Source organism: Streptomyces albipurpureus (assembly GCF_023701525.1).
Classification (GTDB): Bacteria; Actinomycetota; Actinomycetes; order Streptomycetales; family Streptomycetaceae; genus Streptomyces; species Streptomyces albipurpureus.
On the sequence record NZ_JAMQAW010000075.1, the window covers coordinates 65417 to 80615 of the forward strand.

12 protein-coding genes are annotated in these 15199 nt (G+C 68.8%); 6 read left to right on the forward strand and 6 right to left on the reverse strand.

Features of this window, described 5'->3' with window-relative positions:
- The first annotated feature begins 7 nt into the window (after positions 1 to 7).
- Both NBG84_RS35250 and NBG84_RS35255 read left to right on the forward strand, forming a co-directional pair.
- Positions 8 to 457: a helix-turn-helix transcriptional regulator gene (locus NBG84_RS35250; protein ID WP_250923772.1), complete on the forward strand. Its 450-nt coding sequence runs from the start codon at positions 8 to 10 to the stop codon at positions 455 to 457.
- Positions 458 to 467: 10 nt separating this feature from the next.
- Positions 468 to 884 (forward strand): VOC family protein, encoded by a 417-nt coding sequence (locus tag NBG84_RS35255; RefSeq protein ID WP_250923773.1) that lies wholly within the window; start codon positions 468 to 470, stop codon positions 882 to 884.
- A gap of 218 nt (positions 885 to 1102) precedes the next feature.
- Here NBG84_RS35255 and NBG84_RS35260 read toward each other — a convergent pair whose 3' ends face one another.
- Positions 1103 to 2296, reverse strand: a complete 1194-nt coding sequence (locus tag NBG84_RS35260; protein ID WP_250923774.1) for an ROK family transcriptional regulator — start codon at positions 2294 to 2296, stop codon at positions 1103 to 1105.
- A 93-nt stretch (positions 2297 to 2389) separates the two neighbouring features.
- Here NBG84_RS35260 and NBG84_RS35265 point away from each other — a divergent pair, with 93 nt between their 5' ends.
- From NBG84_RS35265 to NBG84_RS35275, 3 genes are all read left to right on the forward strand, one after another.
- Positions 2390 to 3631, forward strand: coding sequence for an MFS transporter (locus NBG84_RS35265; protein WP_250923775.1), 1242 nt, complete (start codon positions 2390 to 2392; stop codon positions 3629 to 3631).
- Between the two features lie 429 nt (positions 3632 to 4060).
- Positions 4061 to 5506 carry a uracil-xanthine permease family protein gene (locus NBG84_RS35270; RefSeq protein WP_250923776.1) on the forward strand — a complete coding sequence of 482 codons (1446 nt, stop codon included), beginning with the start codon at positions 4061 to 4063 and terminating at the stop codon, positions 5504 to 5506.
- A 74-nt stretch (positions 5507 to 5580) separates the two neighbouring features.
- Complete coding sequence (locus tag NBG84_RS35275) at positions 5581 to 6324, forward strand: DUF5995 family protein (protein ID WP_285368631.1); 744 nt, start codon at positions 5581 to 5583, stop codon at positions 6322 to 6324.
- A 151-nt stretch (positions 6325 to 6475) separates the two neighbouring features.
- Here NBG84_RS35275 and NBG84_RS35280 read toward each other — a convergent pair whose 3' ends face one another.
- Together NBG84_RS35280 and NBG84_RS35285 are read right to left on the reverse strand one after the other, a co-directional pair.
- Positions 6476 to 8167, reverse strand: coding sequence for a flavin monoamine oxidase family protein (locus NBG84_RS35280; RefSeq protein WP_250923777.1), 1692 nt, complete (start codon positions 8165 to 8167; stop codon positions 6476 to 6478).
- Positions 8168 to 9030: 863 nt separating this feature from the next.
- Positions 9031 to 9486: an Lrp/AsnC family transcriptional regulator gene (locus tag NBG84_RS35285; protein WP_250923803.1), complete on the reverse strand. Its 456-nt coding sequence runs from the start codon at positions 9484 to 9486 to the stop codon at positions 9031 to 9033.
- A 557-nt stretch (positions 9487 to 10043) separates the two neighbouring features.
- Between NBG84_RS35285 and NBG84_RS35290 the strand changes: the two genes are divergently transcribed.
- Entirely contained in the window at positions 10044 to 11147 is a 1104-nt protein-coding gene (locus NBG84_RS35290) for a GDSL-type esterase/lipase family protein (RefSeq protein ID WP_250923778.1), read from the forward strand.
- Positions 11148 to 11252: 105 nt separating this feature from the next.
- Here NBG84_RS35290 and NBG84_RS35295 read toward each other — a convergent pair whose 3' ends face one another.
- The 3 genes from NBG84_RS35295 to NBG84_RS35305 form a co-directional block, all read right to left on the reverse strand.
- A complete protein-coding gene (locus NBG84_RS35295; RefSeq protein ID WP_250923779.1) occupies positions 11253 to 12125 on the reverse strand; it encodes an RNA polymerase sigma factor SigF in 873 nt (290 codons plus the stop codon).
- Between the two features lie 163 nt (positions 12126 to 12288).
- Entirely contained in the window at positions 12289 to 13731 is a 1443-nt protein-coding gene (locus tag NBG84_RS35300) for a GuaB1 family IMP dehydrogenase-related protein (protein ID WP_250923780.1), read from the reverse strand.
- A gap of 335 nt (positions 13732 to 14066) precedes the next feature.
- Positions 14067 to 15107 (reverse strand): sugar-binding transcriptional regulator, encoded by a 1041-nt coding sequence (locus NBG84_RS35305; protein WP_250923781.1) that lies wholly within the window; start codon positions 15105 to 15107, stop codon positions 14067 to 14069.
- Positions 15108 to 15199: the final 92 nt, after the last annotated feature.

Genomic DNA, 15199 nt, shown 5'->3' on the forward strand with positions numbered 1-15199 from the left:
TGACCCGGTGAAACGGCAGGATCTCGATGACCTCGTCCGGCTGCGGCGAGCCCGCGACCGGATGGACCGCGACTACGCCGAGCCGCTCGACGTCCCGGCGCTGGCGCGGGACGCCCTGATGTCGTCCGGCCATTTCTCCCGGAGCTTCCGCGCCGCCTACGGCGAGAGTCCGTACAGCTATCTGATGACCCGCCGCATCGAGCGCGCCAAGGCCCTACTGCGTCGCGGGGACCTGACGGTCACCGAGGTCTGCTTCGCGGTCGGCTGTATGTCGCTGGGGTCGTTCAGTTCGCGCTTCACCCAGTTGGTAGGCGAGACCCCGAGCGCCTACCGGGCCCGCAGCCATGAGGATGGCGCCGCCATCCCGGCCTGCATCGCCAAGATCCACACCCGGCCGGTCAGAAACGCAGAACAGCCGGTCAGAAACGGAGAAGCGCAGCACACGGCTCACCAGTAGCGTGAACGGCATGAATATCAAGCTTTCCCAATGCTTCATCGCCGTCGACGATCACGACAAGGCGATTGCCTTCTACCGCGATGTGCTCGGCCTCGAAGTACGCAATGACGTCGGCTTCGAGGGGATGCGCTGGGTGACCGTCGGCGCGCCGTCGCAGCCCGATGTGAACATCGTCCTGGAACCGCCCCTCGCCGATCCGAACGCCTCACCGGCGGACAAGCAGGCCATGGCGGAACTGATGGCCAAGGGCCTGTTGCGGGGCGTGATCTTCGCGACGGACGACTGTGACGCGACCTTCGAGCGCATCAGCGCCGCGGGCGGCGAGGTGCTCCAGGAGCCGACAGACCAGCCCTACGGTGTCCGCGACTGCGGGTTCCGCGACCCCGCTGGCAATTTTCTGCGTTTCACCCAGCCCCTGGGGAAGTAAGTCATCGGCGGGCCTCGTCCTCGCCCTGCTGGCTGGTTGGTTGGCGTATGTGGGCCACACCCCAGGTCCGCGGTGTCCATGCCCCCTCGGCGGATGGCGGTCGGTCGGTGCCTCGGAAGGGTACGGGGCTGGGGCCCGGGTCCGGCCGCCCCGGAAGGCGTACGAGGCTCAGGGCCAGGTCCGGCTGGATCGGCTCCGAAGAGGCATGGCAGCGGAGCTCAGCCGCCCGGGCCGAAGAGATCCTCCTGAGCCACATCGCGGGCCGTGAGCAGCGCGCCCCGCAGGACCGCTGTCCCACCGAGTTCCCCGGGGCGCACCTGCGTGGGTAGCGGGATCAGTCCGGCGAGCTGGGACTCCACGCGCAGGGCGAGTTCCATGCCCCCGGCCAGCCCCATCTCCCCACCGAGCACCAGCTGCCCCGGGTCCACGATGGACACGACCGCCGCCGCGGCCAGTGCCAGCCGCAGGGCAAGGGCGTCGAGGAACCCGTCCCGCCCTGCGGCGATGGCCTCGGTGACCAGGGCGGCGGCGGCCGCGCCCCGGGCCTCGGACGCCGTGATCCCCAGGATGCCGCGGGCATCGATCCCCTGCTCCTCGGCGAGGGCGAAGACCGCTGTGGCGCCGCCCAGGGAGTGGAATCCGCCGCCGCAGTCCGTCGCCGACGGTAGCCCGCCCGTACCGGGCACGGGCAGAAAGCCGATCTCGCCGGCCCCGCCTGAGAGCCCCCTGCGCAGCCTGCCGTCGAGGAAGAGCGCGGCGCCCACTCCATCGCCGAGCCAGAGGAAGACAAAGGTGTCGTGCCCACGCCCGGCGCCGGCGCGCTGTTCGGCGACTCCGGCCAGGTTGGTCTCGTTCTCCAGGACGATCCGGGCCGGAAGCCGCTCCTGGAGGGCGGCCACCAACTGCCGGTGCCAGCGAGGCAGCCCCGTGGTGTTGCGCAGTTCGCCGGTGCTGGGATCGATCAGTCCCGGCATTCCCACGCAGACGCTGTGCAGCCGGTGGGCGCCCCCCTCCCGCACCGTGCGTTCGAGCAGTGCGGCGACCCGCTCGACGGTGGGCTCGGTGCCGACGTCGCCGTCGATGGGCATGGATGCCTCAGCGAGTGTGGTGCCCAGGAGATCGGCGACGATGAGGGAGACGCTCTGGGTTCGGATATCAAGCGCTGCGAGATGGGCGCGGTCGGCGACGATCCCGTAGAGGCGGGCATTGGGGCCCCGGCGCTCCGCGCCGGACTCGCCCACGATCTGGATCAGCCCCGATCGCTGGAGGCGTTCGACGAGGTCGGCGACGGAGGGGCGGGAGAGCCCGGTCCTGGTCTTGAGCTGACCTGCCGTCAACGGGCCTTCTTGCTGGAGCAGTTGAAGCGCCACCCGGTCGTTGATGGCCCGGGCGGTGCTCGGAGATGCGGGCATGGGCCCAATCTTTTCAGATTGACGAGCCCACTATTTAACAGGCAGGCTTCCTGATAGTTTCTTTTCACGCCACCAACGGGGAGGGGTATCGCCATGACCTTGGCAGCAGCCCGGGAACGACAGCGGCTGAAGCGGGCGCGGTTGGCCATCGCCGTCGTCTTCTGCGCACACGGCGCCGTGACCGGCAGCTTTGCTACACGTATCCCATGGATTCAGGACCACACAGCCATCAGCGCCGGCCAACTCGGCCTCGCCCTGGCCTTTCCCGCCCTCGGTGCGTCGCTGACGATGCCGCTCGCGGGGCGAATCATGCACCGCTTCGGCGCCCGCAGCGCACTCAGCGGACTGCTCAGTCTGTGGACACTGGCACTGATCCTGCCGTCCCTGGCCTCCAACATGCTGACCCTCTGCGGAGCGCTCTTCCTGATGGGCAACGCGGCCGGCATGTCCGATGTGGCGATGAACGCGCTCGGGGTGGAAACCGAGAACAAGTGGGGCCGCTCCATCATGTCCAGCCTGCACGGCATGTGGAGCACGGGTGCGTTGATCGGCTCAGCGGGCGGCACGCTCGCCGCTCATCTGGACGTCAGCGCACCACTCCATCACACCATCGCCGCCCTGCTCCTCACCGCTGTCGGACTGGCCGCCTGCAAACGCGTACTCGACATCCACAGCGCACCCGAAGAGGACCCACCGCCACGGTTTGCCCTACCGCCGAAATCAGCGCTGGTCTACGGCTTGATCGGGTTCTGCGCGGTGTTCGCCGAGGGGGCGAGCCTTGACTGGTCGGCCGTCTACCTCCGGGACGAGTACGACTCTTCGGCGGGGCTCGCCGCGGCCTCCACCACGGCCTTCGCCCTGACGATGGCCGTGGCACGGCTCGCCGGCGATCGGATCGTCGACCGGTTCGGACCGGTACGCACGGTTCGCGGGGGCGGAGTGTTCGCGACGCTGGGCGGACTGCTGGTGGTCGCGGCCCCACATCCCCTGCTGGCGCTGGTGGGCTTTGGGCTCATCGGACTCGGCATCGCCGTGGTCGTACCGCTGGCGTTCGCGGCGGCGGGACGCAGCGGCCCCAACCCCAGCCAGGCCATCGCGGGTGTTGCCACCATCACCTACACCTCGGGACTGATCGCCCCCTCGGCCATCGGAGCGGTGGCCGACGCGACCAGCCTGGTGTTCTCCTTCACCCTGGTGACGGCGCTCGCGCTGGGGCTGGTGCTGGGCGCGGGGGTACTGAAATCGGCTCGGGAGAACCCGCCCGGAGAACTGGCCCCTCCAGCCGAGGGCGCGGAGGGCACTCGCCAGCGGGCGCACTCACAGCACGGCCCCTGACCCGCGCCGATCGGTGGGCGGCGGAGCGGCCGAGAGCCGGTGCTCGTGGGCCCGACTCCCGATGGCGGCTGCCCCTTCCCCCACCGCCCATCGGAACCCGCGACCGACTCCACCGCGTCCGCCATGCCCCCGTATCGCGTGATCAGGCCCTTGCCACCGGGGACCCACCAGGGGCGTTCAGACATCCGTCGCCCGCCCGAGCCTCCACGGTGTGAACTCAATCCATGAGTCGGACCGATCGCCGCCGAATCAGCGGCCGCCCCAGAAGAGATCCATAACAGAGTTACCGGAGGGGACTCCGCCCCAAAAGTCCTACTACGATTGCGCCGGTCACCAGAGCACCGGACACATGCGCCAGTTGCTCACGATCATCGATCGTGCGCCGGTCTGGAACGACCTTCGCCATCGACTGCGGAAGTGGAGCGGACCGTGAATCTCGGCGTGCGCTGGACCCTGCACGGCGACGGGCGGACCCCCGCTCCGGGCGCCGTCGTACGCCCCGAGGAACGGCTCACCTGGCCCCGCACGATGGGACTCGGTGCCCAGCACGTGGTGGCGATGTTCGGCGCGTCCTTCGTCGCCCCGGTTCTGATGGGCCTCGACCCCAACCTCGCGATCATGATGTCCGGGGTGGCGACGGTGATCTTCCTCCTCGCCACCCGCGGTCGCGTCCCCAGCTATCTGGGGTGCTCGCTCTCCTTCGTCGGTGTCGCCGCCGCCATCCGGGCGGGCGGCGGCGACAGCGCCACCGTCACGGGCGCGGTCTTCGTCGTGGGTGTCGCGCTCTTCCTCGCGGGGCTCGCGGTGCAGCGCTTCGGGGCACGGATCATCCACGCGGCGATGCCGCCGATCGTGACCGGCGCGGTGGTGATGCTGATCGGCTTCAACCTGGCCCCCGTGACCGCCAGCACCTACTGGCCACAGGACCAGTGGACGGCCCTGCTGGTGATGCTGTTCACCGGGCTCGCCGTGGTCTGCCTCCGCGGCTTCCTCTCCCGTATCGCGATCTTCCTCGGCCTGGTCTTCGGCTATGTGCTCTCCTGGGTACTGGACCGCGTCTTCGGTAAGATCCACTCCCCCGCCGGCGGGGCCGAGGCCGTCGACCACTGGCGACTGGACCTCTCCGGGGTGGGCAGCGCCGACTGGATCGGGCTGCCGTCGTTCCACGCCCCCAGCTTCGAGTGGTCGGCGATCTTGGTGGCGCTCCCCGTGGTGATCGCCCTCATCGCGGAGAACGCCGGGCACGTCAAAGCCGTGGGTGAGATGACCGGCGACTCGCTCGATGACAAACTCGGCACCGCGATCGCGGCCGACGGAGCGGCATCCATGCTCTCCACCGCCGTGGGCGGCCCCCCGAACACCACCTACTCCGAGAACATCGGGGTGATGGCGGCGACCCGGGTCTACTCCACCGCGGCCTACTGGGCGGCGGCCGGCTTCGCCCTGCTCTTCGGCCTCTGCCCCAAGTTCGGTGCGGTGGTGGCCGCGATCCCCGGTGGAGTGCTCGGGGGAATCACCGTGATCCTCTACGGCATGATCGGACTGCTCGGCGCACAGATCTGGATCAACGCCAAGGTCGATCTGAGCAATCCCCTGAATCTGGTGCCGGCCGCCGCGGGCATCATCATCGGGGTCGGCGGGGTCAGTCTGAAGATCAGCGACACCTTTGAACTGGGTGGGATCGCGCTGGGAACGCTCGTGGTCATCACCGGCTACCACGTGCTGCGGGCCTTCGCCCCGGCCCATATGAAGCAGCAGAGGCCCTTGCTCGACTCGGGCACATCGGCCTACGACTCCACCACGCCCAACCCGGCGGCTGACCCCGGCTCCCCCACGGACGGACCCCCACCAGCCACTGGCCCTGGCAAGCCGTAGCGCCGTATCCCTCTTTGTGGGGAAGTCCCCGCCGCCAACCGCAACCTCGCCCCCACTGCTGGGACCCTGCCTCCATGGCGCAGAGGGAACAGTTCGCGGCGACCGAAGTCACGCCCCGCCACCCGCGGGAGGAAACCGCCCCATCGGGCCCGGACTGCTCCGCCCTGGCAGAGGTGGTCCAGCGCATGCGAGCGCTGAGCTCACAGTGGCCGGCCCGGGACGGGGTGGCGGTCTTCAACCGCGTCTACCTCCAGGTGACCGAGGAGATCGCGCGGCATATCGCGGCGGGCGGGTTCCCCGATCGGCGGACGGCCATCACCCTCGATGTGCTCTTCGCCCGGCGCTATCTCCAGGCCGTGGACGCGACGGGAGCGAGCGCCCGGCCGCCTGCCTGCTGGCGCCCGCTGCTCCAGTACCGGGGCCATCCGGGCGTACGCCCGATCCAGTTCGCCTTAGCCGGTATCAACGCCCATATCGGGCACGATCTAGCACTCGCGGTCATCGACACCTGCCGACTGCTTGAGTGCGAACCGGATGACGTGGAGGACGAGTTCGATCGCGTCGGCGACCTCCTCACCCTGATGGAGGAGCGCATCCGCGAGGATCTGATGCCGGGGCCCGATCTGCTGGAGATCGCCGACCCGCTCACCCATCTGGTGGGTGCCTGGAGCCTTGACCGGGCCCGGGACGGGGCGTGGTCGGCAGCCCGGCTGCTCTGGGGGGTCCGGGAGCTGCCGGGACTGTCCAGGGAGTTCAGCGGGCGACTGGACTCCAGCGTAGGACTCGTCGGGCGCTGTCTGCTCACCCCCTGGTCCTGATCCTTCGTCCAACCCTCGCCGAGCGAGGGTGCGCATCACCACGGCCCCGGCATCGGTCGAGCAGGTTCCTGACCGACGCCGACGCCACCCCTAAGGGCGATCACCAGGACGCCGGCAGCGGGCCGTCAGCGCCCCGGGAGCAGGCCGGGCATCAGTCCTCCGGCAGTTCGACGGGAGCGAGTCCGTCATAGAGATCGCCCGGTCCCGGGTTGCTCGGGTCCGTCGTCCCGCCAAGGTGGTGCATCACGCCCCAGACCGCGTTCAGCGCGGTCTGCACCGCGCCTTCGGCCCAGCCCGCGGTCCAGGAGATATCGTCACCCGCCAGGAAGATGCCCCGCTTGTCCTCGGGCAGCGAATCCTGCATGAAGTGGGTGAAGAGCCGTCGCTGATAGCGGTAGTGGCCGGGCAGGTTCGCCTTGAAGGCGCCCATGAAGTAGGGCTCGTTCTCCCAGGACACCGTCACCGGGTTGCCGATGATGTGACGTCGGATGTCGACCCTCGGGTAGATCTCACCCAGCGAGGTGAGCATGACCTCCATCCGCTCCTTCGCCGAGAGCGGCAGCCACTTGAGGCTGTCATCACACCAGGTGTACGAGAGACAGATGACGGCTGGCTTGTCGGGGCCGTTGTCCAGTAGATACGTGCCACGTGTCATACGGTCCGTCAGCGTCATCGACATGGTGTCCCGGCCGGTGGTCTCGTCCTTGTCCAGCCAGAACGGCCGGTCCACCGGAACGAAGAGCTTGGACGACTCCATGTAGTGGGTGCGCTCGATCGCGGTCCAGTGGTCGATGGGGAAGAGCGAGTCATCGCAAGCGATCTTGGAGAGCAGCATCCAGGACTGCGCGGTGAAGACGGCGGCCTGGTAGGTACGAATGTCACCGGACGCGTCCGTCACGGTGATCCGATTGCCCGCCGTGCGGTGGAGACGGGTGACGGCGGGCTTCGGCGCACCCTCGTGGAGCGAGGAGAGCGAAGTGCCCGGCGCCCAGTAGGTGATCTTGGCAGGCGCGCGCTCCCACAGCCGCAACGGCAGTTGCTGACTGCCTTCGGCAATCCCGCGGTGGTGGTCGTCGGCCTCCGAGTAGACCACGCGGAGGATCTCCAGAATGGAGTTGGGGAAGTCCGTGTCCCAACCGCCCGTACCGAAGCCCACCTGGCCGAAGATCTCCCGGTGCCGGAAGGACTTGAAGGAATCGGAGTCGCACAGAAAGCCGTAGAAGGTCTGGTTGTCGAGCCTCTCCACCAACCGGGCCCAGATCTCCCGGATGCGCGGCACATCCCGCTCGCGCATGGCGCGATTCATCTCGGAGAAGTCGGCCCCCTCCTCCAGACAGGCGTTCCAGGCGTCCATCACATCGCGGTAGACCTGGGGGAGGTCGTCGATGGTCTCGGCGTAGTGGGATTCGCCCTTGAGGTCGACGACCGTCGAGGGGGTGCTGGGGGCCAGTGGATTGGGGAAGGGCGTGGTGGTCAGCCCCACCAGATCGATGTAGTGCTGAAGCGCGGTCGAGGACGGCGGGAATCGCATCGCCCCCATCTCGGCACTCAACTCGGGGTCGCAACCCTCAAAACCGACCGTCCGCAGCCGGCCGCCGATCTGGTCCGCCTCGTAGACGACGGGTCGCAGCCCCATCTTCATCAGTTCGTACGCGGCGACCAGGCCGGAGAGACCACCGCCGATCACCGCCACCTCGGTGCCGTGCTCCGTGGCGGGAATCTGCCCAAGACCGGCGGGGTGGGCGAGGAAATCGTCGTACGCATAGGGAAAGTCCGGCCCGAACATGGTGATCGGCGGCTGCGCGTCGGTGTGCTGGACAGCGGTGGGCACCGTGGACGTCATGGGGTACGGACTCCTTGCACATGCGGTACGGGCGGGGCCTGGGCAGCGGGGTCGAACGGCTGCCCGGTGTCATGGGGTGAGGCGTCGGTTCGGGGACGGTCCCCCGAGGTACGGGACGGTCTCCGGCCAGGGGTCGGGCAGTGGTCCGGCAGTGGTCCGTCAGTGATCAGGAAGCGGTCCGGCAGTGGTCAGGCAGTGGTCAGGAAGCGGTCCGGCAATGGTTCGTCAGTGGTTCGTCAGCCGGCTGACTGACTGCCTTGCGGGGCGCCGCTTGGGGCAGCCGGGTTTCCCCGGCCAGCGGACCGGTTCAGCCCTCCGGTCGTCCGTCCGGTCGTACGCGTCCCAGGCGACAGCACCGGTGGTCCAGCGGCCGCGCCACCCGGGCTGAGGCTGTGTCGCGCGGGTGCCGGTTCCGGGCCCGGGGAACCGACCGGCCGAAGCCGTGCGGCCGGTAGGTACGCGATGTGGACATGGCTGACCTCGGACGAAGTGGGTGAGCGGTGGTGCAGCGGACGGACCGGTTCAGGATGAGAAGGACGTTTATGACGGTACGGTCCGACTCATACGGGGACAAGGCGCGACCGTTGCGCGCCAATGAGCGATCCATTGCGTAGATCGCTCCCCATCCGACGATTCATTGCGCCATACAGCGGATCCCCGTTCCGATGGAGCGGGAACCCGCTCTCCAGCGCGGCCCCGGCCGGGCCCGCCGACGGGTGGATGGCAGGCGGCAGGCCCCGCGATGGCCCCCGATGCGGCTGGAGTAGCGGCCCTTCGACCGGGCTCGGCTGTTTTCGGGGAAGCCAAGAACAGCGACCCCGCGTCAGAGCAACCCCGGCTCCCCGTCAGCCGGGCGCTTCTCCTCAGGCCGGGGAGCCTGAGGAGAAGCGCCGAAGCAGTGGCGAGAGCACCAGCACCGACTTGGTCCGCTCGACGAAGGGCTCGCCGGCGATCCGTTCGAGGACCCGCTCGAAGTGGCGCATGTCCGAGGCGAAGACCTGGACGATCGCGTCCGCCTCCCCGGTCACCGTCGAGGCGGAGGCGACTTCCGGGTAGCGCTCAAGACCTCGTTCAATGGCCTCGGGCGAAGTGTTGCTGCGGCAGTACAGCTCGATGTATCCCTCGGTCTCCCAGCCGAGCGCCGCGGGATCGACCCGTACGGTGAACCCGGTGATGGCCCCCACGGCACGCAGCCGGTCCACCCGTCGTTTCACCGCGGGAGCCGACAGTCCCACCATCGAACCGATATCGGCGTAGGAGCGACGGGCGTCCTCCGCGAGGGCGTGGACGATGCGTTCGTCAAGGTCGTTGAGTCGCACTGCGGGTGGGTCACTTCTTCGCTGGAGTCGGGCAGGAGTGCGGGCGGAGCGGCGATTGCCGTCATCGCAGTAGAACACGGCCATGGACATGATCCAGCACGACGGCGAAGGGGTGTCGCGGGTCGATCGCACCGGGCCCGCCGTCCGCGGTCCGCAACGGCCGGAGCGCTGAGCCGTCATCCCACCGAGCGATCTCCAGGGGCCTTGTGGCCGGACCCGTAGCGGCAGGGCGTACGGGCCCGCTCCCGCGGGGTGTGCCAGGCGAGAAGCGGCCCGAGCGGCGACAGACCGAGCGGCGACAGTCCGATGCGAACCGGCTCCGAGCGGCAACCGCCCGGACCGTACCGGCCCGAGCGCCACCGCCCGGAGCGGGCTCGCCCCACCGGCGCGGCATCCGGCCCGCCACTCACGGCCCGGTCAGAGGCAGAGCCATCGCGTCGCCCGGGACCTCGGCACCCATGACAGTCTTGATCCAGCCGACGTGACCCGTCATCAGGTCCCGTGCGAACGTCCCGCGGCACCGCACGACCTCTCCACACCGCCCCTCCGGAGGCCCCATGACCTGGCTGGACCCAAACCCGTTCCTCCGTGGGGTGGCCTGGCTCGACCAGGGGCGTCCGGTGCGCGCGGACCCCGTTGACATGGGTCGGCTGCCCTGGCACACCGGTGTCAGGGCGGCGCTGCCGATCGGGGTGCGGCTGGAGTTCACCGCGAAGGGTGCCGACGCGGTCGATATCCACTACCGCACACCGCTGCACGACACACCGGACGGACCGTCGGGACTGCCGGATTGCTTCGCCCTCTGGCAGAACGACGAACTGGTCTCCGAGACGCTCGTCGAACCAACCGCCGAAGGTGTGGCGACCCTCGTCCTCCCCCGTACTCGGGCAGCCAGCTCCGAACGCTTCATCGTGCATCCACCGGAATCCCGCTCACCGGTGGTGTTGGGCCTGCGGGCGGTCGGTGGTTCCGTCACCCCCGCCGCCAACCAACCGCGCTGGCTGGTCCATGGGGACTCGATCACCGAGGGATGGTGGTCCACTCGCCCCGCTCATTCCTGGCCGGCGCGGGCGGGACGGCTACTGGGCCTGGACACCGTCAATCTGGGGTACGCGGGTTCGGCCCACGGAGAGCCCGCGATCGCGGAGCAGCTGTCGACCTTGCCAGCGGACGCCCTCACGCTTGCCTTCGGGACCAACTGCTGGTCGGAGGTGCCGTACTCGCCGGCACAGATGTACGAGACGGTCCGCACATTTCTGGCGGTGGTGAGGCAGGGGCATCCGCGCACTCCGCTGCTGGTGGTCTCCCCTGTGCTGCGCCCGGCGGCCGAGGACGCACCGAACCGGCTGGGGGCCACCCTCGCCGAGTTGCGTACCGCACTCGAACGGGCGGTCCTGGACCGGATCGACGGCGGGCCCGTGCGCAGAACGGGCAGCGATGGCTCCGTCGCGGGCCCCATGGTGGCCCGGCAGGTTCACGGCGCGGGGCAACCGGCTGGGCAGGGCGACGCATGGCTTGCTCTGCTACCCGGGCGCGATGTGCTGGTGCCCCAGCAGCTGACCGATGGTGTTCATCCCGATGACGAGGGGCATGCGGCGATCGCCGCCGCAGTCGTCGATGCCCTGCGGTCCTTGGGACCGCAGGGCATCGGAGCACGGTGACCACGGATGTTCATCCGCATCGGGGCACGGTCCGGGCGGTGGATGACAGCGCCCGGCCGGGCCCCGGCGGTGGTTCTCAGCGACTGGTTCGCCGAGTCGGCTGGCTCACTCGACGACGAGCAGTCCTTCCCTCAGCTTGGTGGTGATCCGGGTCAGCAGACGCGATACGTGCATTTGCGAGACGCCCAGCACCTCACCGATCTCCGACTGGGTCATCTCGTCGCCGAACCGCATCTGGAGGATCTTCCGATCCCGCTCGTCCAGCTCCTCGATCAGCGGCTTGAGCGCCTGGACGTTCTCCGCGATCTCCAGATCGGCGTCCGGGGCTCCCAATCGGTCGGAGAGCGGTGTCGCGGCGTTGTCGGACGAGTCGTCCATCGGGATGTCGATCGAACCGGCCGTGTAGCCGTTGCTGGCGACGACGCCCTCGATGACCTCGTGCTCCTCGATTCCGAGGTACTCGGCCAGCTCTGCCATGGTCGGCGAGCGGTCGAGCCGCTGCGAGAGGTCATCGGTGGCCTTCGCCAGATCGATGCGCAGCTCCTGGAGCCTGCGGGGCACATGAACCGCCCAGCTGGTGTCCCGGAAGAACCGCTTGATCTCACCGACGATGTACGGGACGGCGAAGGTGGCGAACTCAACCTCACGGCTCAGCTCAAACCGGTCAATCGCCTTGATCAGGCCGATGGTGCCGACCTGGATGATGTCTTCCATCTGTTCGGCTCGGTTGCGAAAACGCCCGGCCGCGTACTTCACGAGCGCGAGATTCAGCTCGATCAGCGTATTGCGGACGTACTGGTGGTCCCGGGTGCCCTCTTCGAGCGAGGCGAGCCGCACAAAGAAGATCCTGGAGATCTCTCGCGCGTCCTTCGGGGCGACTGCCCCGGGGTTGGTCACCTCCGGAAGGTCCAGCTCAGTGCTCAGGCACCGGGTGCCAGGCTGTGAGAGTGCGGTCGTGACCGTGCTCGCCGTAGACACTTAGTCCTCCCCTGCTCCGTGGTCAGTGCAGGGCGCGTATACCCCGGCCCATCCACCCCATGCCAAGAAAATCCAAAGAAGTTCGGCACTCGGGTGGGAAGACGCCGCCGGCCCCGGATTTCCCGGGGCCAGCGGCGATCTTCAGGGTCGGTGCCGGAGTGGGTCAGACCCAACTGGCGTGCAGCGGCTTGCCTTCGGCGTAACCGGCCGCGCTCTGGACTCCCACGATCGCCCGCTCGGCGAACTCCTCCAGCGATCCCGCACCCGCGTAGGTGCAGGAGGAGCGAACGCCCGCGATGATCGAGTCGACCAGATCCTCCACCCCGGGCCGGGAGGGGTCGAGGAACATCCGCGAGGTGGAGATGCCCTCCTCGAAGAGGGCCTTGCGGGCCCGGTCGTACGAAGACTCCTCACTCGTACGGTTGCGGACGGCGCGCGCGGACGCCATGCCGAAGGACTCCTTGTAGTACCGCCCGTCCGGGGACTGCTGAAGATCCCCCGGGGACTCGTAGGTACCGGCGAACCAGGAGCCGACCATCACGTTGGAGGCGCCGGCGGCGAGTGCCATGGCGACATCGCGCGGATGACGCACCCCTCCATCGGCCCATACGTGCTTGCCGTACTTCTTGGCCTCGGCGGCGCACTCCAGTACGGCCGAGAACTGCGGCCGGCCGACGCCGGTCATCATGCGGGTGGTGCACATGGCACCGGGGCCCACGCCGACCTTGATGATGTCGGCGCCCGCCTCGATCAGATCCCGCACCCCTTCGGCGGCCACGATGTTGCCGGCGACGATCGGCACCTGCGGGTCCAGCCCACGGACCGCCTTGATCGCGGCGATCATGGATTCCTGGTGGCCGTGGGCGGTGTCGACGACCAGGGTGTCCACGCCCGCGTCAAGGAGCTGCTTGGCCTTGCCCGCCACATTGCCGTTGATTCCGACGGCGGCGGCGATACGCAGCCTGCCCCGGGAGTCGACGGCGGGGGTGTAGAGCGTGGCGCGGAGCGCGCCCTTGCGGGTGAGGATGCCGGCCAGCCTGCCGTCCGGGTCGACGGCGGGAGCGTACCGGCGGTTGGCGTGATCCAGCCGGTTGAAGGCATCACGGGGATCGATGTCCGCGTCGAGGAGGAGCAGATCCTTGGACATGACCTCGGAGAGCTGGGTGAAACGATCCACTCCGGTCAGATCCGCGTCGGTGACGACACCGATCGGCCGCTGGTCCTCGTCGACGACGACACCGGCGTCATGTGCCCTCTTCGGCAGCAGCGCCAGCGCGTCGGCGACGGTCTGGTGGGGAGCGAGCACGATCGGGGTGTCAAGGACGAGATGACGGGTCTTGACCCAGGAGACGACCTCGGTGACGACCTCGATCGGAATGTCCTGCGGGATGACGACGAGCCCACCGCGGCGAGCCAGCGTCTCCGCCATCCGACGGCCCGCGATGGCGGTCATATTGGCGACGACCAGCGGGATCGTGGTGCCGGTGCCATCGGGGGACGCGAGGTCCACCGACTGGCGGGAGCGGACGGCCGATCGACTCGGCACCATGAATACGTCGTCATACGTCAGGTCGTACGGCGGCTTCAGATCATTGAGGAAACGCACGTGCTGGACATCCCAGTCGATTGGAGTTGACCCCCGGGCACATCAGCCGGGGAGACGCACGTACTTCATTCTCCCATGGGGAGAAGATTTCCCGCTCTGGGAGAAACCTCCAGCTCACCGGGGTCGCGACAAGCACATCCTCCAAGGGTCCCGGCGGTGTTCCCAGCCGGGTGGGCTCGCGCTCACATGGGGTGATCAAGCTCCTTGGTGCTGTGCCAACGGTCGGTGCCGACCTGCCATGCCCCGGGGCGGGCGCTGACCCGCCCGGAGGGCTCCCGACCCGCCAGCACCTCCCTCGGTGCGTCGTCCGGCGGGTCAGAAGCGGCTGGGTACGGTCAGCTGTCCGGGTCCACCCGCTCCAGGGCGGCCCGTGGTCCGGCCGCCACCGTCAGCAGATGGTCGGCCGCCGCGGTGTCGGTGACCAGACTGGTGACCAGGCCCGAGCGGAGTACCGCCGCGATCGCGTCGGCCTTGCGCGCTCCGCCGGCGATCGCCACCACTTCGGGAATGCGGCGCAGCCGGTCCGCCTCGACCGTGATGCACCGCTCCCCCAGGTCCCGCCCGACCCTGCGGCCATCGCGGTCGAAGAGGTGCGCGGACATCTCGGCGGCGACCCCGTACGAGGCGTACCGGGCACGCTCCTCCGGGCTGAGCATGTCGTGGACGGTCGAGATGCCCGGTTCCCAGGAGCCGATGGAGACGGCCGCGACGGTCACCTTGTCGAAGTACTCGAAGGCACGAGCGATCCCGGTCTGGCTGCGCAGCGCGGCAGCGGTCGCCGCGTCGGGCAGCAGCATCGGGGCGTAGATCGGATGGGCATCGCCACCAGACACCTGTGCGGCACGTCTGACGGCCTCCACCGAACCCCGCTCGGCTGTTCCCGCGTCATACACACCCGTGAGCTGGACGACCGTACAGGGGGGCAGTCGGTCAAGGGCGGCGGCCATATGGATGGTGGACCGGCCCCAGGCCAGCCCCAGCACATCGCCCTCGTTCACCAGTTCGCCCAGCAGATCGGCCGCCACCTCACCCAGGTTCTCGGGGTCGGGTGACTCCTCGGCCTCGGCGGGGGACTCCACGACGACCGCGTGCCGCAGCCCGAAGTGGGCGCGGATCGCGTCGGAGCGCTCGGCGTCCAGTTCCGCTGGAACCCGGATCTCGATGCGTACGAGATCGCGTTCCAGCGCGGTTTCCAGGACCCGCGCGACCTTGAAGCGGCTGACGCCGAATTCCTCGGCGATCTGGATCTTGGACTTGCCCTCCAGATAGAAGCGACGGGCCATGGCCGCCGCCTGAACCAGCTCCGCGGGTCCCATCCGCAGGGCAGACCGTCCCGCCGACCTAGCAGACACCGCGATCTCCTCACTGCTGTTCACACTTCGGACCCGTAATCCTGTCAGATCCGACGGTTGTTGATCAGCCCTGATGGGCTGAGTTCATTTGCTTCTGGCTCAATGGCCGTAACTGT

Excerpts from the sequence above, each read along its gene's own strand:
- NBG84_RS35255 (WP_250923773.1), top strand. The coding sequence starts at position 468 with ATGAATATCAAGCTTTCCCAATGCTTCATCGCCGTCGACGATCACGAC.
- NBG84_RS35260 (WP_250923774.1), bottom strand. The coding sequence starts at position 2,296 with ATGCCCGCATCTCCGAGCACCGCCCGGGCCATCAACGACCGGGTGGCG.
- NBG84_RS35265 (WP_250923775.1), top strand. The coding sequence starts at position 2,390 with ATGACCTTGGCAGCAGCCCGGGAACGACAGCGGCTGAAGCGGGCGCGG.
- NBG84_RS35275 (WP_285368631.1), top strand. The coding sequence starts at position 5,581 with ATGGCGCAGAGGGAACAGTTCGCGGCGACCGAAGTCACGCCCCGCCAC.
- NBG84_RS35280 (WP_250923777.1), bottom strand. The coding sequence starts at position 8,167 with ATGACGTCCACGGTGCCCACCGCTGTCCAGCACACCGACGCGCAGCCG.
- NBG84_RS35290 (WP_250923778.1), top strand. The coding sequence starts at position 10,044 with ATGACCTGGCTGGACCCAAACCCGTTCCTCCGTGGGGTGGCCTGGCTC.